Source organism: Rhodococcoides sp. S146-33 (assembly GCF_059489205.1).
On sequence record NZ_JCAJWY010000003.1, the window covers coordinates 90,728 to 111,823 of the forward strand.

The 21,096-nt window shown below is 64.9% G+C and carries 19 protein-coding genes; 14 read left to right on the forward strand and 5 right to left on the reverse strand.

Annotated elements, in window-relative coordinates; all coding sequences use genetic code 11:
- Positions 1 to 330: a hypothetical protein gene (locus AC5WEY_RS16055; protein ID WP_495646655.1), complete on the forward strand. Its 330-nt coding sequence runs from the start codon at positions 1 to 3 to the stop codon at positions 328 to 330.
- Entirely contained in the window at positions 327 to 488 is a 162-nt protein-coding gene (locus AC5WEY_RS16060; RefSeq protein ID WP_156399415.1) for a hypothetical protein, read from the forward strand. The genes AC5WEY_RS16055 and AC5WEY_RS16060 overlap by 4 nt, the downstream gene beginning before the upstream one ends.
- A gap of 25 nt (positions 489 to 513) precedes the next feature.
- Here AC5WEY_RS16060 and AC5WEY_RS16065 read toward each other — a convergent pair whose 3' ends face one another.
- The gene (locus AC5WEY_RS16065; protein WP_495646656.1) at positions 514 to 1,404 is read right to left on the reverse strand and encodes a hypothetical protein; all 891 of its coding nucleotides are present in this window, start codon (positions 1,402 to 1,404) and stop codon (positions 514 to 516) included.
- Between the two features lie 56 nt (positions 1,405 to 1,460).
- Between AC5WEY_RS16065 and AC5WEY_RS16070 the strand changes: the two genes are divergently transcribed.
- A complete protein-coding gene (locus AC5WEY_RS16070) occupies positions 1,461 to 2,768 on the forward strand; it encodes a M18 family aminopeptidase (RefSeq protein WP_495646657.1) in 1,308 nt (435 codons plus the stop codon).
- A 314-nt stretch (positions 2,769 to 3,082) separates the two neighbouring features.
- Here the strand turns inward: AC5WEY_RS16070 and AC5WEY_RS16075 are convergent, their stop codons facing one another.
- Positions 3,083 to 3,847, reverse strand: a complete 765-nt coding sequence (locus AC5WEY_RS16075) for a nucleoside phosphorylase (RefSeq protein WP_495646658.1) — start codon at positions 3,845 to 3,847, stop codon at positions 3,083 to 3,085.
- Positions 3,848 to 3,950: 103 nt separating this feature from the next.
- Here AC5WEY_RS16075 and purL point away from each other — a divergent pair, with 103 nt between their 5' ends.
- From purL to purM, 10 genes are all read left to right on the forward strand, one after another.
- Complete coding sequence (purL, locus tag AC5WEY_RS16080; RefSeq protein WP_495646659.1) at positions 3,951 to 6,242, forward strand: phosphoribosylformylglycinamidine synthase subunit PurL; 2,292 nt, start codon at positions 3,951 to 3,953, stop codon at positions 6,240 to 6,242.
- 101 nt (positions 6,243 to 6,343) lie between these two features.
- Positions 6,344 to 8,071, forward strand: a complete 1,728-nt coding sequence (locus AC5WEY_RS16085) for an alpha/beta hydrolase (protein WP_495646905.1) — start codon at positions 6,344 to 6,346, stop codon at positions 8,069 to 8,071.
- On the forward strand, positions 8,068 to 8,658 hold the full coding sequence (locus AC5WEY_RS16090; RefSeq protein ID WP_495646660.1) for a CPBP family intramembrane glutamic endopeptidase: 591 nt from the start codon (positions 8,068 to 8,070) through the stop codon (positions 8,656 to 8,658). The genes AC5WEY_RS16085 and AC5WEY_RS16090 overlap by 4 nt, the downstream gene beginning before the upstream one ends.
- Before the next feature lie 2 nt (positions 8,659 to 8,660).
- A complete protein-coding gene (locus tag AC5WEY_RS16095; protein WP_495646661.1) occupies positions 8,661 to 9,047 on the forward strand; it encodes a sterol carrier family protein in 387 nt (128 codons plus the stop codon).
- A 125-nt stretch (positions 9,048 to 9,172) separates the two neighbouring features.
- A complete protein-coding gene (gene purF, locus AC5WEY_RS16100) occupies positions 9,173 to 10,735 on the forward strand; it encodes an amidophosphoribosyltransferase (protein WP_495646662.1) in 1,563 nt (520 codons plus the stop codon).
- Positions 10,736 to 10,875: 140 nt separating this feature from the next.
- The gene (locus AC5WEY_RS16105) at positions 10,876 to 12,519 is read left to right on the forward strand and encodes an ABC transporter substrate-binding protein (protein ID WP_495646906.1); all 1,644 of its coding nucleotides are present in this window, start codon (positions 10,876 to 10,878) and stop codon (positions 12,517 to 12,519) included.
- Positions 12,520 to 12,628: 109 nt separating this feature from the next.
- Entirely contained in the window at positions 12,629 to 13,615 is a 987-nt protein-coding gene (locus tag AC5WEY_RS16110) for an ABC transporter permease (protein WP_495646907.1), read from the forward strand.
- Positions 13,615 to 14,583: an ABC transporter permease gene (locus AC5WEY_RS16115; protein ID WP_032376376.1), complete on the forward strand. Its 969-nt coding sequence runs from the start codon at positions 13,615 to 13,617 to the stop codon at positions 14,581 to 14,583. Before AC5WEY_RS16110 ends, AC5WEY_RS16115 begins: the two co-directional genes overlap by 1 nt.
- Positions 14,580 to 16,217, forward strand: coding sequence for an ABC transporter ATP-binding protein (locus AC5WEY_RS16120; protein ID WP_495646663.1), 1,638 nt, complete (start codon positions 14,580 to 14,582; stop codon positions 16,215 to 16,217). Before AC5WEY_RS16115 ends, AC5WEY_RS16120 begins: the two co-directional genes overlap by 4 nt.
- A gap of 86 nt (positions 16,218 to 16,303) precedes the next feature.
- Positions 16,304 to 17,404, forward strand: coding sequence for a phosphoribosylformylglycinamidine cyclo-ligase (gene purM / locus AC5WEY_RS16125; protein ID WP_057476372.1), 1,101 nt, complete (start codon positions 16,304 to 16,306; stop codon positions 17,402 to 17,404).
- Between the two features lie 88 nt (positions 17,405 to 17,492).
- Here the strand turns inward: purM and AC5WEY_RS16130 are convergent, their stop codons facing one another.
- The 3 genes from AC5WEY_RS16130 to ygfZ form a co-directional block, all read right to left on the reverse strand.
- On the reverse strand, positions 17,493 to 17,687 hold the full coding sequence (locus AC5WEY_RS16130) for a DUF3073 domain-containing protein (RefSeq protein WP_008719426.1): 195 nt from the start codon (positions 17,685 to 17,687) through the stop codon (positions 17,493 to 17,495).
- A gap of 247 nt (positions 17,688 to 17,934) precedes the next feature.
- Positions 17,935 to 18,573 carry an MOSC domain-containing protein gene (locus AC5WEY_RS16135; protein WP_495646664.1) on the reverse strand — a complete coding sequence of 213 codons (639 nt, stop codon included), beginning with the start codon at positions 18,571 to 18,573 and terminating at the stop codon, positions 17,935 to 17,937.
- The gene (gene ygfZ / locus AC5WEY_RS16140; RefSeq protein WP_495646665.1) at positions 18,570 to 19,691 is read right to left on the reverse strand and encodes a CAF17-like 4Fe-4S cluster assembly/insertion protein YgfZ; all 1,122 of its coding nucleotides are present in this window, start codon (positions 19,689 to 19,691) and stop codon (positions 18,570 to 18,572) included. The genes AC5WEY_RS16135 and ygfZ overlap by 4 nt, the downstream gene beginning before the upstream one ends.
- Positions 19,692 to 19,776: 85 nt before the next feature.
- Between ygfZ and AC5WEY_RS16145 the strand changes: the two genes are divergently transcribed.
- Positions 19,777 to 21,075: a dicarboxylate/amino acid:cation symporter gene (locus AC5WEY_RS16145; protein WP_057476375.1), complete on the forward strand. Its 1,299-nt coding sequence runs from the start codon at positions 19,777 to 19,779 to the stop codon at positions 21,073 to 21,075.
- The last annotated feature ends 21 nt before the right edge of the window (positions 21,076 to 21,096 follow it).

Genomic DNA, 21,096 nt, shown 5'->3' on the forward strand with positions numbered 1-21,096 from the left:
ATGCCGGCTCAGGCATGGGTGACTCTCGTGGTCGGTGTACTCGCCGTCGTCGGAGTCGCTCTCACCATTCGTCAGCGCACCGTTGCCGACAAACGGGCCCAGGCCTGGCAGCGAATCGCCTGGTGCCTCGACCACACCGTCAGCGACAGTGATGATGAAGCGGAGCTCGGCTGGGACGTCTTTGCGACGGTCACCGACTCCCCGCTCATCACCAGCACCGAACGCAAGGTGCTGCTGGCCGTGGCGGGCCGATCTGCACGTCGCGCACTGGCACAACCGCACGAAACCGAGGACACTGACGGTGAGAGCGAGCAGGAGGACCCGCGATGACCAGTACCGACGCACGCAACATCAAAGCACCACGGCCGACGGTCGCCGCTGCCGCTGCCCGCGCCTACATCACCATGGCCGAACGCGATCATCAACCCGTACCCGACTGGATTCGCGACGCCGCAGCGGGACGGCCGACCACCCCGCCGCCCGAATAGCGGGTCTACCGGCACGTGATCGCGGTCAGGCCGCGCGCGCTCGCAACTCCGTCAAGGTTGAGGCGAAGATGCCCGTTGGCCCGTGCGATACGTCGCAGTACTCGCCGTCTCGCCAGTAGAACACCGAGCGCGACAGTGGGCTCGGCGTGTCACGAGTGAACATATCTGCCAGATCGGCAAGCTCGGCTGCGGCAGCGAGCGCCACATCGGCGTTGCGCGGCCGGTGAAAAATGAACTCGTAGGCATTGGGAACGACGAACAATACGCCGTACAGACACTCGCCGAGGTGTGTGGAGATCAGCGTGTTCATGTCGGCAACCTTCGACGCGAGGTAGATCGAATCGCCGCTGAGGACCTCGATGTCGATGCTGTTTCTGCTGAGGATTCGGCCGTCCTCGAACTTCAGCGTTGCGGTGTTTCTTCGGCCGGCAGCCCAGGCGGCGTTCATGTCTCGGCCGACGAGATGCCGATCGGCGAGCGTCAGCGCTCGATTGGGAGACGACAGATTCAGTACACGTCTGGGTGCGTCCGGTGCGTCGAGCAGCGGGACCGAGTAGTCGTATTCCGCCATTGCTTCGAGTGCGGACGGTGGGACGATGCGCTCGCGCAACCTCGAGTGGAACTCGTCGTCCGGCAACGAGGTGATGAACGTCGGGTCGGCTTCGCGCATCACCTCGATCATGACGTCGACATGGCCGTCGATGATGCTGTCCCACGCCGATCTGCTTGCCCCCGAGCATCGGGCGAAGAGGTTCTCCAGTGGAAAGTGCGGGCCTGATCCCGCCGCCAATGTTGTTGCATCCTTGCGGTGAACCACCACCCCGCGCTTTCGGAATGCTTCGATCGTCTTCATCCGCACGATCGCGAATGTCGTTGCGTGAACTGCGCCGTAGTTCGGCAAAGACTGAAATTTCATGGTGTTCCCCCGAGTCGGTGTGTGCTCTTGATGCGTTCGACGCGGTGGCTGCCACAATGGTTCCCATGTCGTCCAACGCTTCTGCAACCGGTCTCTGCAACTTCGTCGACGTGTCGCCGTCGCCATTCCACGTCTGCAACACGGTGTCGGTGCAGCTCGAGGAGGCCGGTTTCGTGCAGCTCGACGAGATCGACGCCTGGCCGACCGAACCAGGTCGCTACTACCTGATCCGCGGAGGTTCACTCATCGCCTGGAGTACCGAGACGGGCAACTCGGGTCGTTCCGCAGGCTCCACTCCTGAGGGCCCGTTCCGCATCGTCGGCGGGCACACCGACAGCCCGAACCTCCGCGTGAAGCAGCATCCCGATCTGCAATCCGCAGGCTGGCAGATGGTGGGTCTCGAACCGTACGGCGGCGCGTGGCTCAACTCCTGGCTCGACCGCGATCTTGGTATCTCCGGCCGGCTGAGTGTGCGTGACGGCAACGCTGCGCGCGAAGTGCTCGTCAAGGTGGACGAGCCGATTCTGCGAGTCCCGCAGCTGGCGATCCACCTGTCCGAGGACCGCAAGGGTGTCACTCTGGACCCGCAACGGCACGTCAATGCCATTTGGGGCGTGGGTAATTCGCCGAAGTCTTTCATCGCCTACGTCGCCGAGAGAGAAGGCGTCGACCCGCATTCGGTTCTGGGTTGGGAACTGATGACCCACGACCTCGCACCCAGCGCCATCGTGGGCGTCGAGTCCGAGCTGGTCAGTGCGCCGCGTCTGGACAATCAGGGTACTTGTTACGCCGGGACCCAGGCTTTGCTTGCAGCAGTGGATAATCCGACCGATGTCACGCCCGTGCTTGCCCTTTTCGATCACGAGGAAGTCGGCAGCATGTCGGATCGCGGTGCGTTCTCGGATCTGCTGAACACCGTGCTCGAGCGCATCGTGCTCGGACGCGGCGGTGGCCGGGAGGAGTTCCTGCGCACGATGGCCGGATCCATCTGTGCCTCAGGCGATATGGCGCACGCGACGCACCCCAACTACCCGGACCGGCACGAGCCGGCACATCGCATCGAGCTCGGCGGGGGACCGGTGCTCAAAGTCAACCAGAACCTCCGCTATGCAACGGATTCCGCGGGTGCAGGTGCATTCGCACTCGCCTGCGATCAGGCCGGAGTTCCGTTGCAGCGCTACGTACATCGTGCGGACCTGCCTTGCGGATCGACCATCGGGCCGATCACCGCGTCACGCACGGGGTTGTCGACAGTGGACGTCGGCGCAGCGCAGTTGGCCATGCACTCGTCGCGAGAGTTGATGGGAGCCGCCGACGTGAAGTCCTACGCCGACGCGCTGGCGGCCTTCCTCGCCCCTGCCTGAGCCCGTTCAGTCCGTCGCAAAAGCGCGCGCATTCGTCAGGTGCGCGGAGTTTCGTGCCCGATTCCGGGGCAATTCCGCTCGCGTCTGGCAAACGCGAGCGCGTTTGCGAGATCGGGGGGCGGACGTCGAATGTCGGTGCGCCTTGGACCGCGGAGCTCGCGATCATCGTTCGGCAATCGCAAACGCGCGCGCATTCGTCAGGTGCGCGGAGTTTCGTGCCCGATTCCGGGGCAATTCGGCTCGCGTCTGGCAAACGCGCGCGCGTTTGCGAGATCCGGGGGGCCAGGCGAGATCCGGGGGGGTGGGCCGAAAACCTAGACCGGATCGAGTTGCAGGCACGCATCCGCCGCAAGCCAGAACAACTGTTCGCGCACTGTTGTCGCCTTGGTCCAACCGCGGTGATCCCAGTCGGCGGCCAGGGAGTCGCCCGCGTACAGCAGCTGCGCGAATCGCACCCCGCGGAACTGGGCAACGGCGCAGAAGGCCGAGGCTTCCATGTCGACGGTTCGGCAGCCCTCCTCGACGCGGCGCGAGACCCGGGCACGGGTCTCCCGGTAGAGCGCATCCGTCGTCCAGGATCGGCCGGTGACGAAGTCGACTCCAGCGTCGGTCAGTACGGACTGCAGTACGGCCACGCCTTCTGGATCGGCGTCGACCACTCGCCCAGGAGGGAGGTAGTGGAACGAAGTGCCCTCGTCGCGGAGGGCGCTGTCGACCACCATGACGTGTCCCATGCCGAGGTCGTCGGACAGGGCTCCCGCGCCGCCGACGGCCACGAACTGGGTGCATCCCATCGCGATGGCCTCTTCGAGGAACAGTGCGGCCAGCGGAGCGCCGACGCCCGGGTGGAAGACGGCCAGTTTCTCCCCGTTCCGTTCGATCTCGTAGACGGGGTGTTCGCCGTGCTCGGAGCGCATGATCGAGACGACTCGGGCGTCGCCTTTCGCGCAGATGCTCTCGATCACCTCGGAGAAGAAACAGACGACGGCTTTCGGCGGGACGTCGACTCCCTTGGCCACCATCGACGGGTCGATGACGCCCGTTTCGTCCAGATCGTCCTCGGTCAGTGCGATGTCCATCAGGTGATGTTCGCACGAGGCCGAACCGTCCGATGCCGTACATGTCGGCAGCACCTTATAGACTTCCCCTGGCATTTCGCTCCATCGAAGGGACCTATTCCTCGTGTCCGCTAGCTCTGTACCCACAGACACTGTCTCCAACGCCGTCGCCACCCCCGACGTTGCGCAGCCGTACAAGGAACTCGGACTCAAGGACGACGAATACGTCCGCATCAAGGAAATTCTCGGCCGTCGGCCCACCGATGCCGAGCTGGCGATGTACTCCGTCATGTGGAGCGAGCACTGCTCGTACAAGTCCTCCAAGGTGCACCTGAAGTACTTCGGCGAGACCACCACCGACGAAATGCGCAAGCCCATGCTCGCCGGCATCGGTGAGAACGCGGGCGTCGTCGACGTCGGCGACGGTTGGGCCGTCACGTTCAAGGTCGAGAGCCACAATCACCCGTCGTACGTCGAGCCCTACCAGGGTGCAGCCACCGGCGTCGGCGGCATCGTCCGCGACATCATGGCCATGGGTGCGCGCCCGATCGCCGTCATGGACCAGCTGCGTTTCGGTGCTGCCGATGCACCCGATACGCGCCGTGTCCTGAGCGGCATCGTCGCAGGCGTCGGCGGGTACGGAAACTCCCTCGGCCTGCCGAACATCGGCGGCGAGACGGTGTTCGACGCCTCCTACGCCGGTAACCCTCTGCTCAACGCCCTGTGTGCCGGCGTCATGCGCGTCGAGGACATGCACCTGGCCTTCGCGTCGGGTCTGGGTAACAAGATCATTCTGTTCGGTGCCCGAACCGGTCTCGACGGCATCGGTGGCGTGTCCGTGCTCGCGTCGGAGACCTTCGACGGTGACGAGACCGGTGGCGGCAGAAAGAAATTGCCTGCCGTGCAGGTGGGCGATCCGTTCACCGAGAAGGTGCTCATCGAAGCCTGCCTCGAGCTGTACTCGAACAAGTTGGTAGTCGGCATCCAGGACCTCGGCGGTGCCGGATTGTCTTGTGCTACTTCCGAACTCGCCTCGGCGGGCAGTGGCGGCATGCACATCGAGCTGGAGAAGGTGCCGATGCGCGCCACCGGCATGACGCCCGCGGAGGTGCTGTCGAGCGAATCCCAGGAGCGCATGTGCGCCGTGGTGACGCCCGAGAACGTCGATGCGTTCATGGCTGTCTGCACGAAGTGGGACGTGCTGGCTACCGTCATCGGTGAGGTCACCGACGGTGAGCATCTGCAGATCACCTGGCACGGCGACACCGTCGTCGATGTTCCGCCGAAGACCGTCGCGCACGAAGGACCGGTGTACAACCGCCCGGTCCAGCGTCCGGACACCCAGGACGCGCTGATCGCGAACACCACAGCGTCGCTGCAGCGCCCGGAAACCGGGGACGAACTGCGGGCGACGCTGCTGAAGATGATCGGCTCGCCGCAGTTGTGCAGCCGTCGATTCATCACCGAGCAGTACGACCGCTACGTGCGCGGCAACACCGTCCTGGCCGAGAACGCCGATGCCGGAGTGATCCGAATCGACGAAAAGACCGGGCGTGGAATCGCTTTGGCCACCGACGCGTCGGGTCGCTACACCGCACTCGATCCCTACCAGGGTGCGCAGCTCGCGCTCGCCGAGGCGTTCCGCAACGTCGCGGTCACCGGTGCGACGCCCAAGGCCGTCACCAACTGCCTGAACTTCGGCTCGCCCGAGGATCCGGGCGTCATGTGGCAGTTCCAGCAAGCCGTCCGCGGGCTGGCCGACGGCTGTGTCACCCTCGGCATTCCGGTCACCGGAGGCAACGTCAGCTTCTACAACCAGACCGGTGCCGAGCCGATCCTGCCGACGCCGGTGGTCGGTGTACTCGGCGTGATCGACGACGTGCATCGCCGTATCCCGACCGGCCTCGGACTCGAACCCGGCGAGACGCTGATTCTGCTGGGTGAGACCCACGACGAATTCGACGGATCCATCTGGTCGCAGGTCGAACACGATCACCTCGGCGGCGTCCCGCCCAAGGTCGATCTGGCTCGCGAGCAATTGCTGGCCGACATTCTGCTGTCGTCCTCGCGCGACGGACTGGTCTCGGCGGCTCACGACCTGTCCGAGGGTGGTCTTGCGCAGGCCGTGGTCGAAGCGGCCCTGGCTGGTGAAACCGGTTGCCGCATCATCGTTCCCGAGGGTGCCGATCCGTTCGTCACGCTGTTCTCGGAGTCGTCGGGTCGTGTACTGGTCGCGGTTCCGCGCACGGAAGAGACCCGTTTCACCGGTATGTGCACGGCCCGCAGTCTGCCGTGGACGCGCATCGGCGTTGTCGACGAAGGTTCGGATTCGATCGAGGTGCAAGGGCAGTTCTCCGTCCCGATGGCGGAACTGCGTGAGACGTTCGAAAGCACTCTCCCCAGACTTTTCGGCTGACCGAGGTGGGGGGACAGACATCGGTCGGGGAGCAGGCATCGAAGCGGCACGACAGAGAAGTCGACGCCGAACTCGAGCAGGATCAGCATCATCGGTACCACCTGCCGAACCTGGAATTCTCGGTTCCCTCACCCGACAAGCATCCGTTCGTCATGTGGGCGTGGGGCCTGTTGCGCCTCGACTTCACCGGAATCGCCTTCAGCGCGTTGTTCTTCTGCTGGTCGCTCACGCCGTCCCTGCTCCCGCGTGGATGGCTGTTCCAGGGCATCATCGGCGGAATCAACGCGGCCATCGGTTACGCGTTCGGCGTAGCTGTCGGATGGGCAGTCGCTCGATGGTGGCTCGCCTCGCGGTCGTGGTGGCCGTTGCCCCGCAAGGTCGAACTCGCCGTCAAGGCTGCGGTACCCGTCCTGGCCGTCGCCGCATCGATGGTCATGCTGGCGATCTCGGCGCAGTGGCAGCGCGAGCTCGCCGCGTTGATGGACGCCGAGGGCACCACCACAACGGGTTACCTGCGCACCGGTGCGCTCAGCATTGCCATTGCGGCGCTGCTGATTTCGTTGTCGCGGGTGTTGCGCGACCTCGTTCGGCTGCTCGCCCGTCAGATCAACCGCGTCGTGAAGATGCCCCGCGAAGTGGCCAACGCACTCGGGGTCGTCGTTCTCGTCGTGTTGTCCGTCGCTCTGGTTCAGGGCGTGCTGCTGCGTGCGGTCTCGGCGGTCACCAACTCGGCATTCAGTCTGCAGAACGACGAAACTCGGGACGGGGCAGAACAACCCGTCGCCGACGAGCGATCCGGCAGCCCGGACTCGTTGGCTCCCTGGGACACCCTGGGTTTCGAGGGTCGTAACTTCGTCTCCAGCGGTCTGCGCGCCGACGAGATGGAACGAGCCACGGGCCGTCCGAGCCTCGAGCCCATCAGGGCATACGCGGGATTGGAAACCGCGGAGACCCAGGACGAACGGCTCGACATCGTGGTGGCCGAACTCGAACGCACCGGGGCCTTCCAGCGCAAAGCCCTCATCGTCGTTCCGACCACGGGCACCGGTTGGGTCAATCCCACCGCCATCGAAGCGGAAGAGCTCATGTTCGACGGCGATGTCGCCACCGTCGCATCGCAGTATTCGTATCTGCCCAGCTGGATCTCGTTCATCGCCGAGGGCGACAAAGCGGCTCAGGCCGGCAAAGCGCTCATCGACAAGGTGCACGATCGCTGGCTGCAGGAGCCGGAGGCCACGCGCCCCAAGTTCTACGTCTACGGCGAGAGCCTCGGTACCCAGGCGGGCGAGGGTGCCTTCGACGGCTTGGCGGACATCAGGGCCACCACCGATGGAGTCCTGTGGGTCGGACCGCCGAACAACAACCGCATCTGGAGTCAGTTCGTCAGCCGACGCGACCCGGGAAGTCCCGAGGTCCGGCCGGTCTACTCAGAGGGTCTGACGGTGCGCTTCGCCGACAACTCGTCGGGCATCCCGCCGGAGGACCAACCCTGGTACGCACCACGGATCCTCTACGTCCAGCACGCGTCGGATCCGGTGGTCTGGTGGTCGCCCGATCTGCTGTTCGAGCGTCCCGACTGGCTGTCCGAACCACCGGGGCCGGACCGACTGCCCAGCATGCGCTGGTTCCCGGTCGTCACTTTCTGGCAGGTGGCAGCCGACCTGACCAACGCTGCGGGTGTCCCCGACGGACACGGCCACAACTACGGAACCCTGGTGCTCGACGGCTGGGTCGCCGTCGCCGCGCCCGAGGGCTGGACCGATCGCGACACCGAACGAGTGCGCGGAGTCATGGAGCAATTCGCCGGGCGAGACGGTCCCGAGAAGTGAAAGCCGCGCTGGCAACCGGACTCGCGACCACGGTGTGGAGTACCTACCTCCTCCCGGCGCTCGGATTCGATGCCCGTGCGCGGGCGGTGGCCAATGCCTCGTTCGCAGTGGGTGTGGCTGCACTGTCCCGAACGAGCGCGAACGAGCTCGGTCTGCGCAACGCTGCTGCCGGACTGAAGTGGGGCGCGGCGGCGTCGGCCGTTCCTGTTCTCGGATCTGCCGTCGTCGCGGCAGTTCCGGCGCTGCGCCGCCGGGTCCGGCCGTCCGAGGACGAGCTGGCCGAGTGGGTGCTGTTTCGCATTCCCGTGGGAACGGTGCTCACCGAGGAGTTGCTGTTCCGCGGTGTCCTCGACGCCGCGTCGCCCACCCTGTCGCCGATCTTCTTCGGCCTGTGGCACATTCACCCGGCCCGCGCAGCAGGAGACACCGTGATCGGGACGGTACTGGCGACGACCGCGGCCGGCGTTGTCTTCTCCTGGCTCAGGGCCCGCAGTGGGACTGTGCTCGCCCCGGCGCTGCTGCACTATTTCCTCAACGCGAGCGGCGCTGTGCTGGCGCGTCTCGCTGCGAACGAGAGGAGTCGGTAGCGGTGCCACCGCACAAGGAAGTCAGCCCCGCTGAGGTTCGCGACGCGGTACTGGCGGTTGCGGAGTGGATCAAGGGTGAGGCGGACAAACCGGCTCGCGCACAGATCGCCGCGGCGGTGCGCACCACCGCCAGAACTCTCGGCCAGAATGCGCCCGGATCCTCGGTGGAGGTACGCGTACCGCCGTTCGTTGCAGTGCAGTGCATCGTCGGGCCTCGGCATACTCGGGGAACTCCGCCCAATGTCGTCGAAACCGATGCTCTGACGTGGCTGCAGGTGGTCACCGGAACCCGCGATTTCGACGAGGCTCTCGCCGACGGTTCCATCGATGCGTGCGGCAGCAGGGCAGCCGAAGTAGGTCGCTGGCTGCCGCTGCTGTCCATCAGGTGACGGAAGCGAATCGGACACTCGTTCACCTGGTGGGAATCTCCCGTCCACACGATGCGTTGACTCCGGCCGTGTGCCCGTAGACTCAGGCACGGCCCCCCGCCCCGTCCCCCAAGGGAGCAATGCCCGTGACCAACGCCGATTTGTCGGTCGACAGTCCGAATCTTCTGGTAACCAAACCCCTCGACGAACCGGAGAACGAGCCGCGCGAAGAGTGCGGAGTGTTCGGAGTATGGGCACCGGGCGAGGATGTGGCCAAGCTCTCGTATTACGGCCTTTATGCGCTGCAGCACCGTGGCCAGGAAGCTGCCGGAATCGCAGTGTCCGACGGTTCCCAGGTATTGGTGTTCAAGGATCTCGGCCTCGTCAGTCAGGTGTTCGACGAGCAGACGCTCGGGGCGATGCCCGGGCACGTCGCCATCGGGCACTGCCGGTATTCCACCAGCGGGTCGGTCACGTGGGAGAACGCGCAGCCGATCTTCCGTACCACCACTGCGGGCACCGGGATTGCGCTCGGTCACAACGGAAATCTCGTGAACTTCGCCGAGCTCGCCACCAAGGCACGTGATGCAGGGCTGATCAACGATCGGTTGCAGGGCAACGGCACCTCGGATTCCGACGTCGTCACGGCGCTGCTGGCGCACAAGGCCGCCGATTGCACAATCGAGCAGGCCGCGATGGAACTGCTGCCGCAGCTCAAAGGCGCGTTCTGTTTGACGTTCATGGACGAGCACACCCTCTACGCCGCCCGTGATCCGCACGGTGTTCGCCCGCTCTGCCTCGGCCGCCTCGATCGTGGCTGGGTGGTGGCCAGTGAAACGGCTGCGCTCGACATCGTCGGTGCTGCGTTCGTTCGAGACATCGAGCCCGGCGAGCTGCTCGCGATCGATGCCGACGGCGTCCGGTCGTCGCGTTTCGCCGCCCCCGAGCCCAAGGGATGCGTATTCGAGTACGTCTACCTCGCGCGGCCCGACAGCGTGATCGGTGGCCGTTCGGTGCACTCGACCCGCGTCGAGATCGGACGACGGCTCGCCAAGGAGCATCCGGCCGAGGGTGATCTGGTGATTCCGGTGCCCGAGAGCGGAACTCCCGCCGCGGTCGGTTTTGCTCAGGGGTCCGGAATTCCCTACGGCCAGGGGCTGATGAAGAACGCCTACGTGGGGCGCACGTTCATTCAGCCGTCGCAGACCATTCGTCAGCTCGGCATTCGGCTCAAACTGAACCCACTCAAAGAGGTCATTCGGGGCAAAAGGCTGGTGGTGGTGGACGATTCGATCGTCCGCGGCAATACCCAGCGTGCGCTGATCAGGATGCTGCGAGAAGCCGGTGCGCTCGAAATTCACGTCCGCATCGCGTCCCCGCCGGTACGGTGGCCATGCTTCTACGGCATCGACTTCGCTTCTCCCGCAGAGTTGATCGCCAACGGCGTCGACTCCGAGGACGGGATTCTCGAAGGCGTCCGCCAGGCCATCGGTGCCGATTCGCTGGGGTACATCTCCATCGACGGCATGATCGCGGCGTCGGAGCAGCCCGAATCGCGGTTGTGTGCAGCATGTTTCACCGGCAAGTACCCGATCGATCTGCCCGCCGACAATGCGCTCGGCAAGCACGTTCTCGAGGGTCTGCTGGCGTCGGCAGCCGGCCAGCCGGTGGCCAACGACGCGAATGTGAGCGCTCTCAGTAGGCCTTGACCTGCGGTTTGCCGATAGGGAACAGCAGGGTTTTCTCAATGCCACATATTGGAAACAGTCCATCGGTACTGTCCCGAGTTACATAGGACACACCGATTTGGATAGAGGCTCAGATGACCCTGTCGCCCGACGACGGACGCATGCAGCGCTACAGCGCGGCATCAAGGACAGCTGTGCGCAAGCACGGCAAGAAGACCGCTGCAGTGGCAGCACTGTCGGTACTCGCGTTGACGGCCGCAGCATGCGGCTCCGGTCGCACCGACGCCGGCGGATCCGGTGACGGCGACGGCGGAGACACGATCACCGTCGGCACCACCGACCAGGTGACCTCGCTCGATCCGGCGGGCTCGTACGACAACGGCTCGTTCATGGTGATGAACCAGACATACCCGTTCCTGATGAACTTCGCTCCCGGCAGCTCCGAGCTCGAGCCCGACGCCGCCGAGAGCTGCGATTTCTCCGAACCGACCGTCTACACGTGCACCCTGAAGGACGATCTGAAGTTCGCGAACGGCAACCCGCTGACGAGCGAGAGCGTGAAGTACTCGTTCGACCGGATCGTCGCGATCAACGACCCCAACGGGCCTGCGTCGCTGCTGACCAATCTCGACAGCATCGCGACGCCGGACGAGAAGACCGTCGAGTTCACGCTGAAGGCAGCGAACGATCAGACGTTCCCGCAGATCCTGGCAACACCGGCAGGTCCGATCGTCGACCAGACGGTGTTCCCGGCGGACAAGGTTCTCGACGACGACGCCATCGTGGCCGGCACCCCGTTCGCCGGCCCGTACTCGATCTCGAGCTACGCCAAGAACTCCCTCGTCAGCTTCACCGCGAACGGTGACTACAAGGGCATCCTCGGCACGCCGAAGACGTCGTCGATCAACACCAAGTACTACACCAGCTCCGACAACCTCAAGCTCGACGTGCAGAACAAGGCCATCGACGTCGCGTGGCGCTCGTTGACGCCGACGGACGTCGAATCTCTCGGCAGCGTGGACGGTCTGACGGTGCACGAGGGACCCGGCGGCGAATCGCGCTACATGGTCTTCAACATGAACACGATGCCCGGCGACACCCCCGATCAGAAGTTGGCCGTACGCAAGGCAATTGCGGCCTCGGTCGATCGTCAGGCACTGTCCGACGGTGTCTACAAGGGCACATACACCCCGCTCTACTCCGTCGTCCCCACCGGCTTGGCCGGTGCGAACACCGCGTACGGAGATGTCTACGGCACCACGCCCAACCGCGACGAGGCAGCCGGATTCCTCTCTGCCGCAGGCGTTGCCACCCCGGTGCAGCTCAACCTGCAGTACAACCCGGACCACTACGGTTCGTCGTCGAGCGAGGAATACGCCGCGATCAAGAGCCAGCTCGATGCGACGGGCCTGTTCAACGTGAACCTGCAGTCCACCGAGTGGAGCACCTACACCAAAGAACGCGTCGCCGACGCCTACCCGGTGTACCAGCTGGGTTGGTTCCCGGACTACCCCGACGCAGACAACTACCTGACGCCGTTCTTCGCGCCGGACAACTTCCTGCAGTCGCACTTCGAGAGCCCGGCCATCACGTCACTGCTCGACCTCGAGCGCACGACGGCCGACGAGAACGCGCGGATGCAGATCATCGGACAGATTCAGACCGAGCTCGCCACGAACTACCTGCCCACTCTTCCGTTGTTGGAGGGCAAGCAGATCGCCGTCGCCACCGATGCGATCAGCGGTGTGGACGAGACGCTCGACGCCTCGTTCAAGTTCCGGTTCGTCACGCTCGCCAAGAGCTGACGGCGTGCCCACTACCGACAGCACGGCGGTAGCGGGCGAGAAGCAAGCACAGCAGGCGAGCGCGCCGTCACGGTACGGCGCGCTCGCCCGTTATCTCGGGGTCAGATTTCTGCTGATCATTCCGACTGCCTGGATTCTCGTCACCGTCGTCTTCTTTCTGATGCGGGTGATCGGTGATCCGATCACGGCGGCCCTCGGTGGCCGCCTCCCTGCCGAGCAGATCGCCCAGCGCAAGGCCGAGGCCGGCTACGACCGGCCGATCCTCACGCAGTACTGGGAGTACCTGACCGGCCTGCTGCGCGGCGATTTCGGCCGCTCCGCCACCGACAATCGCGCAATCAGCGACGTCCTGCTCGTCAATGGCGCAGCCACACTGGAATTGGCCTTCTGGGCGTTGCTGGTCGCCTTCGCCGTCGGTATCCCGCTCGGCTTCTTCGCCGCCACCCACCGCGACCGATTCGGCGACGCCTCTTTGCGGATCTTCGCGATCCTGGCGTACGCGGCCCCGGTGTTCTTCGTCGGAATGCTGCTCAAGCTGTTGTTCGCAGTCAAGCTCGGCTGGCTACCGGTGGCGGGACGAGCCAGTACCAATGTGGAACTGGCACTGCAGAACGTCGCGCCCAAGACCAACATTCTGATCGTCGATTCGTTCCTGTACGGCGACACGGGCTACACCCTCGACGTGCTGGAGCACGCTGTGCTGCCTGCTCTTGCGCTGGGTCTGTTGACGGCCGGCGTATTCCTGCGGCTGGTGCGCGTCAACCTCATTCAGACGTTGCAGGCACCGTTCGTCGATGCCGCTCGGGCCCGCGGGTTGACCGAGGGAACGGTGACGCGAAGACATGCGTTCCGTAACGCGATGATCCCCATCGTCACCGTCATCGGCCTGCAGATCGCCGTGCTGCTCGGCGGCGCGGTGCTCACCGAAACCACCTTCGAGTGGCAGGGGCTGGGGTACGAACTCGCCCGGTACCTGCAGGCACGCGATTTCGTTGCGGTGCAAGGCATCGTGACGTTCCTGGCCGTGGTGGTCGCCGTCGTCAGCTTCGTCACCGACGCGATCGTTGCCCTCATCGACCCGAGAGTGAGGTTCTGATGAGCACCGAAGTCGTGCTGTCCGACGTACCTCCCACCCGTCCACACCGTCGAGGGTTTCCCGGCGTCGCGTTCGTCAAGTCCACCTCGGGATTGCAACGCGTCACGTTGATCGTCGGCTTGGCCCTGATGGTGGGGTTCGTCATCGCGGCGGTGTTCGCGCCGCTTCTCGCGCCGTACGGGTTCTCGCAGACCAGCGATGCCGGGCAGGATTTTGCTCGCCAAGCGGCGCCGTCCGCCGAGCACTGGTTCGGTACCTCGGTCCGCGGCGAGGACGTGTTCTCGCGGGTGATCTACGGTGCCAGAACGGCATTGATGGTGATCGCGTCGTCGTTGATTCTCTCGCTGATCATCGGCGTTCCTCTCGGGCTCGCCTCGGGATACATCGGGCGCTGGTTCGACCGCGTGCTCGTACTGTTCATGGACGCGATGTACGCATTCCCGTCTCTGCTTCTCGCGGTGGTCATCTCGATCGTCGTGGCGGGTGGACAGTCGTCGAGCTTCGGTGGCATCGCGTCCGCAGCAATTGCCATCACGGCCATCTTCGTACCGCAGTACTTCCGGGTGGTCCGCAACGCCACGGTGGCGGTCAAAACCGAACCGTACGTCGATGCCGCACGGGTCACCGGGGCCGGCACACCGCGAATCCTGTTCCGGCACATCCTCGCCAACGTGGTGCAGACGCTGCCGGTCATCATCACCCTCAACGGGGCCGAGGCCATCCTGACCCTTGCCGGACTCGGTTTCCTCGGGTTCGGCATCGAACCCACCTCCGCCTCGGAATGGGGCTACGACATCAACAAGGCCCTGCCCGACATCTCCAACGGCATCTGGTGGACGTCGGTGTTCCCGGGCCTCGGCATCGTGCTGGTGGTACTCGGTCTGACCATGGTGGGTGAAAGTGCAAGCGAGACACTCAATCCGCTGCTGCGCACCCGCAAGAAGTTCAAGAAGGCGGTGAAGGTATGACATCGAGCATAGTGACTCCACGTGAATCCGCACTGTCGGTGCAGTCGTTGTCCGTCACATTTCTGACCGATGCCGGCGAGGTCGATGCCGTCACCGAGGTCTCGTTCGAGGTGTTCCCCGGCGAGGTCTTGGCCGTGGTGGGGGAGTCCGGCTCGGGCAAATCCGTCAGCGTCCGATCCGCCATCGGTCTGTTACCCGACACCGCACGCGTCGAAGGGCACGTGGTGCTCGGCGGCCAGGACGTGACGACGCTGAGCAACAAGGCGTGGGCGCAGTTGCGCGGCAACAAGATCTCGATGGTGTTCCAGGAACCGGGCAGCGCTCTCGATCCGCTGTTCACCATCGGGTATCAGATCGTCGAGGCACTCCGGGCCCACACTCCTGACGACGGTAAACGGATGTCGGCGAAGGATGCCAAGGCGCGGGCCGTCGAGTTGCTGACGATGGTGGGTCTGCCCAACCCCGAGCAACGCTTCTCGTATTACCCGCACGAGCTCTCGGGCGGGCAGAAGCAACGCGTGATGATCGCAATCGCCATCTCGTGCGAGGCGAAGGTCATCATCGCCGACGAGCCGACAACGGCCCTCGACGTCACGGTGCAGGCCGAGATCCTCGAACTGCTCCGCGATCTCAAGGATCGGCTGGGCTGCGCCATCGTGCTGATCACCCACAGCATGGGCGTCGTATCCGATCTGGCGGACCGCGTCGTCGTCATGCAGAACGGCCGCGTCGTCGAGGAAGCTCCGGTGGCGCAGCTGTTCGCCGCCCCCGCCGACGACTACACCAAGAAGCTACTGGCCGCGGTGCCGACTCTCGCTGCGGTGGAGTCGGACAAGACCGTCGACACCTCGGGCGAACCGGTACTCGACGTGTCCCGGCTGATGGTGCAGTTCTCCGGTGGGGTCGGCTCCCCGGCGTTCCGTGCGGTCGACGACGTCTCACTCACCATCCACCGGGGCGAAACCCTGGGTCTGGTGGGTGAATCCGGCTCGGGCAAGTCGACCATCGGTAGATGTGTTGCGGCATTGCAGAAGCCCACCAGCGGCAGCGTGACGGTGATGGGACAGAACATTGCCGGGGTCAGCGAACGCAAGCTCAAGCCCCTGCGTAAGCGCTTCGGCTTCGTATTCCAGGATCCGTCGGCGTCGCTGAACCCGCGACTGACCGTCGGACAGTGCATCGCCGAGCCGATGATCGTGCACAAGTACGGCTCCAAGGACGCCATCGCGGCCAGAACGACCGAGCTTCTCGACGCCGTGCAACTGCCGTCCGGCACCGACAAGCGGTACCCGCACGAGTTGTCCGGTGGACAGCGGCAGCGCGTCAGCCTGGCGCGCGCACTGGTGCTGGGTCCGGATCTGGTGGTGGCGGACGAGCCGACCAGTGCGCTCGACGTGTCGGTGCAGGCAGCAGTGTTGGACCTGTTCGAGGCGCTACAGCAGGAATTCGGGTTCGCGTGCCTGTTCATCAGCCACGATCTCGCCGTGGTGGACCGCGTCGCGCATCGTGTGGTGGTGCTGCGCAACGGGGGAATCGTCGAAGAGGGAACCCCGTGGAAGATTCTGCGATCCCCGGAGGCGGACTACAAGAAGAAGCTGTTGGCCGCGATTCCGGGCAAGCGCCTGCACACGTGAGTTCTTCTCCTGACCGGGCACTCCGGTACCGTTGGGGCCGCGCCGAACCGGGCGCCGACATGAACTAGTACACAGGCTGGAGCCGAATGACCGAGGAATCCCAACCCACGAGCGCAACTCACTCGGGCGGTGCCTCCTACGCGGCGGCCGGGGTCGACATCGCCGCAGGAGACCGAGCAGTGCAGCTGTTCGCGCCGCTCGCCAAGAAGGCCAGTAGGCCCGAGGTGATGGGCGGTCTCGGCGGTTTCGCCGGTCTCTTCGCGCTCAAGGGCGACTACCGTGAGCCGGTCCTGGCCGCCTCGACCGACGGCGTCGGCACCAAGGTGGCCGTGGCGCAGGCCCTCGGTAAGCACGACACGCTCGGCCTCGACCTGGTGGCGATGGTCGTCGACGATCTCGTCGTCTGTGGAGCCGAGCCGCTGTTCCTGCAGGACTACATCGCCGTGGGCCGTGTCGTTCCCGAGCAGGTCGCAGAGCTGGTCAAGGGCATCGCCGAGGGCTGCATCATCGCCGGCTGTGCGTTGCTCGGCGGCGAGACGGCCGAACACCCGGGGTTGATGGCCGACGGCGACTACGACCTCTCGGCCACGGGCATCGGCGTCGTGGAAGCGGATTCGATCCTGGGACCCGAGCGGGTGCGTCCCGGTGACGTCGTCATCGGCATGGGATCGTCCGGTCTGCACTCCAACGGCTACTCGTTGGCTCGCAAGGTGCTGCTCGAGATCAATCACATGGACCTCGGCGGCCACGTCGAGGAGTTCGGTCGCACTCTGGGCGAGGAATTGCTCGAGCCGACCAAGATCTACGCCAAGGACTGCCTCGCGCTCGCAGCCGAGACCGACGTGCGCACGTTCTGCCACGTCACCGGCGGCGGACTCGCCAACAACCTCTCCCGCGTCATGCCAGAGGGACTGGTGGCCGAACTCGACCGCACCACGTGGAGTCCGGCCCCGATCTTCTCGCTCATCGCTCAGCGCGGACGCGTCGAGCGAGCCGAGATGGAGCAGACGTTCAACATGGGCGTCGGCATGGTCGCGATCGTCGCTCCCGAGGATGTCGACCGCGCGCTGGCCGTGCTGACCGCACGTCACATCGACTGCTGGACTCTGGGCACGGTGAAGAAGGCCACCGGTAAGGACATCGCTGCCGAGCGTGCAATGCTGCTGGGCAACCACCCGCGGTTCTGAACGGCAGGGTTCTGATCGCCCGAGCACCGGACGAACAAGTGAGGGGGAGCCGCTCAGCGGCTCCCCCTCAGTCGTTCAGTGCACAGTACTAGCGTCGCCAGTCCTCGTACTCGTCTTCCTCGACTCGGGAATGCACATCCGAGTCAGAGTGGATGCCACGATGGGAGTTGGACGAACCACCGGAGAGTTCTTTCTGCAGACTCTCCAAGTCCGTTGTCGGCGAGCTGTACTTGAGCTCACGAGCGACCTTTGTCTGCTTTGCCTTAGCCCTGCCTCGGCCCATGGCGGTGCCCCCTCGCGGACTTGCGGGGCGGCCTGGGGAAATTTGGCGGCCCCGTTAGAGTTGGTATTTCTTCCTGGCACACACTCTAGCGCGCGAATCGCCACGATGCGCATACGGTGCCACGTGTCGGTGGTGGGCACTCCGGCGCGACACGCCCGGGGGAAGGGTTCGCGCTGCCTGTACCTGCAGATATCCGTGCACAGGCAAACTATCTTCGTGTTGCGACACGAGAACTACGTGCTGCGCGTCATGGCCTTCGCGAGGATTTCAGCGCCGCGGCCGCATCGCGGTACACCTTCGGTGCCAAGTCGGGCTCGTCGAGCAGAGTGGCCATCGCGGTCGCGTCGGTACCTCGGAACAGGTCGCGAACCGTCACCCCGTGCTGCGGCACCGACTCCACGACCACGACGTCGCCGCTGCGAAACACGCCGGGCTCGACGACCCGGAAGTACGCGCCCACATCACCGCGATCCGCGAAGCGACGAATCCATCTGGGCTCGTCCATCCACCGCGCGAACGTTGCACAGGGCTTACGGGCGATCGTCACCTCCAAGGTGACCGTTCCGACGCGCCACCTGGACCCGATCACCGCGTCGGTCACCGGGACACCGTCGGTGCGGAGGTTCTCGCCGAATCGCCCCGGCGGAACCGGCACTCCCAACTCGTCGGCCCAGTACTGCGCCTCGGCCTCGTCGTAGGCGTACACGGCCTGATCGAGACCGCCGTGGAACTTGGTGTCCCGGCAGTGGTCCCCGCCGATGCCCAGCTCGTGCACATCCACCGGACCGTCGACCGGCCGCTTGTCGATGCCGCTGTCCACGACTCCGCGACGTCCGAACGGAACATCGGCGTGCACGACGCAGACCGCGAGAACGGTCCCGGTCACCGGCCGCGAAGGCGGTCGACGGCCGCGCGGCCGGCCTGAACGTCGTCGTACGCCGGGATCGAATCGGGATCGATCGACGCCGCACACGGACCCGCTTCGAGGGCAGTGTCCACCGGAATCGTTCTCTTGAGCAGAGCCAGCGCGATCGGGCCCAGCTCGAAGTGATCGATGACGGTGCCCAGACGGCCCACCGATCGTCCGCCTGCGGTGACCGGATCACCGGTGCTGGGCCGACCGTCCGCGGACCCGTCCAGGTGCAGCAGCACCAGGTGCCGCGGTGGTCGACCCAGGTTGTGGACACGCGAGACGGTTTCCTGGCCGCGGTAGCAGCCCTTCTCCAGGTGCACGGCACCGAACTCGGCGGCACTGCCGATCCAGCGAACCTCGTGCGGAATGGTCTTCTCGTCCGTGTCGACGCCCACCCGCGGACGCAGCGATTCCACCCGCAACGCGTCGAACGTCCAGGTTCCGGCCGGAGCGGCACCTGCGTCGCGCAGTCGGAGGAACCATTCGGTGAGGTGTGCGCGGGGGATCACCACGTCGTACGAGTTCTGGCCGGGCCACGGCATCCGCCGAACGAATCCGCCGCCGTCGATCGCCGTCGCACCGTAGATCTCGCTCGGTACCGGCACGCCGGCCTTGCCGAGCACCGAGGCCGCGTCGGTCCCGAGGACGGTGAGAACGGCCAATTCGTCGGCCTCACGGGGTTCGGCCTTCGCCCAGAACACCATCTTCTTCAGAAACGACAGCAGATCGGGGCCCGCGGTGCGTTCGGTATCGATGTACGTGACGCCGTCCAAGTCGGTCTGAACGAAGTGGTGCTCGATGCGGCCGTTGACGTCCAGGCTCAAATTTTCGGCCGAGCTGCCGTCGGACAGGTTCGAGACGAGCTGGCTCGAGATCGTGTTCAACCAGCTCAGGCGCTCGTCTCCGCTGATGGCGAGAACGAAGCGATGGGATCGATCGATGACGGCGGCCCCGCTGACGGCGTCGCGTTGTTCGCCGAACGGATTGCCGTAGTGCCAGGCCACCCCGGTGTCGACGCTGTCGTCCGGGGATGGAACCGCACCGGGAAGAGTGAGAAGAGGACTTGGACTGATCGTCACGGAATCGGACACCAGTCCATAGTAGGAGCCCGACGTTTTACCTACGCGCAACGCGTCCGATATCAGGGGGCGCCGTGCTCTGTCTAGGTTTCGATCCGTGAAAGCTTTGAGACACCCCGCAGCGCAGATCGGCTTGGCCGCAATCGGCGGAATCGTGTTCGGACTGATCGTCGGTGACTGGGCCGCGAACCTGAAGTTCGTCGGCGATCTGTTCATCCGCCTGATTCAGATGTCGATCGTGCCGCTGGTCATGGCGTCGGTGATCGTGGCAACGGGGTCCATGTCCGGAACCGGCACCGGCAAGATCGCGGTGCGCACGTTCAAGTGGATGATCGGTTTCTCGTTCGTGGCAGCAGTACTGGCATGGGTGCTCAGTACTCTCATCCGTCCCGGTGCGGGCATGGAGTTCACCCAACAACTGGACCCGAGCCTCGAAGAAAGCGCGAGCGAGGCGCTCGGCTGGCAGGACACCCTGCTGAACTTCGTCTCGACCAATGTCTTCAGCGCGATGTCCACAGCGACGATGGTGCCGATCATCGTGTTCTCGTTGCTGTTCGGGATCGCGTTGCGCAGCCACATCACCAAGACCGGCGACGACCGAGTGCTGACGTTCATGGACCAGATTCAGCAGATCGTTCTGACCATGATTCGCCTGGTCATGACCATCGCTCCGGTCGGTGTCTTCTGTCTGCTCGCAGCTCTCGCCGGGGATGTCGGGTTCTCCGTCGTCTCGACGGCCTTGAGTTATTTGGGCACCACCCTGCTCGGGGTCCTGATTCTCTTTGCGCTGTTCGTGGTCGTGGTGACCGTACGAACCCGATTGGATCCCAGGAGCCTGCCGAACAAGCTCACCGAGCAGACGGCGATTGCGGTCACGACCACGAGTTCTGCCGTCACGTTCCCGACCGTTCTGAAGAACACCGTGGAGAAGGTGGGCGTCAGTCAGAAGGTCGCGAACTTCACGCTCTCGATCGGGCTGACCATGGGCTCGTACGGTGCCGTCCTGAACTACATGATCGTCGTGATGTTTCTCGCGCAGGCCGGCGATGTCGAACTCACTGTCGGCCAGATTGCCCTCGGGATGGGTCTGGCGATCCTGCTGAACATGGGCACGATCACGGTGCCGGGTGGGTTCCCGGTGATCGCGATGTTCCTCGCAACGTCCTTGGACCTGCCGTTCGAGGCAGTCGGCCTGTTGATCGCCGTCGACTGGTTCGCCGGAATCTTCCGCACCTTCCTCAACGTCAACGGAGACACGTTCGTCGCGATGTTGGTGGCCAACGCCGACGACGAGATCGACCGTGACGTCTACAACGGAACCAAGACGGTAGTCGCCGAGGACATCGACCTCGACGAGTACCGCGACGTGATGGCGCAGGCAGATCGAGCCGACTGACCGGCTGGCTCTACAGTGACG

What these genes read in the sequence shown, in the direction of transcription:
- AC5WEY_RS16060 (WP_156399415.1), top strand. Translation starts at nt 327, where the DNA reads ATGACCAGTACCGACGCACGCAACATCAAAGCACCACGGCCGACGGTC.
- purM (WP_057476372.1), top strand. Translation starts at nt 16,304, where the DNA reads ATGACCGAGGAATCCCAACCCACGAGCGCAACTCACTCGGGCGGTGCC.
- AC5WEY_RS16065 (WP_495646656.1), bottom strand. Translation starts at nt 1,404, where the DNA reads ATGAAATTTCAGTCTTTGCCGAACTACGGCGCAGTTCACGCAACGACA.
- AC5WEY_RS16070 (WP_495646657.1), top strand. Translation starts at nt 1,461, where the DNA reads ATGGTTCCCATGTCGTCCAACGCTTCTGCAACCGGTCTCTGCAACTTC.
- AC5WEY_RS16105 (WP_495646906.1), top strand. Translation starts at nt 10,876, where the DNA reads ATGCAGCGCTACAGCGCGGCATCAAGGACAGCTGTGCGCAAGCACGGC.
- AC5WEY_RS16115 (WP_032376376.1), top strand. Translation starts at nt 13,615, where the DNA reads ATGAGCACCGAAGTCGTGCTGTCCGACGTACCTCCCACCCGTCCACAC.
- AC5WEY_RS16130 (WP_008719426.1), bottom strand. Translation starts at nt 17,687, where the DNA reads ATGGGCCGAGGCAGGGCTAAGGCAAAGCAGACAAAGGTCGCTCGTGAG.
- AC5WEY_RS16120 (WP_495646663.1), top strand. Translation starts at nt 14,580, where the DNA reads ATGACATCGAGCATAGTGACTCCACGTGAATCCGCACTGTCGGTGCAG.
- AC5WEY_RS16055 (WP_495646655.1), top strand. Translation starts at nt 1, where the DNA reads ATGCCGGCTCAGGCATGGGTGACTCTCGTGGTCGGTGTACTCGCCGTC.
- AC5WEY_RS16075 (WP_495646658.1), bottom strand. Translation starts at nt 3,847, where the DNA reads ATGGACATCGCACTGACCGAGGACGATCTGGACGAAACGGGCGTCATC.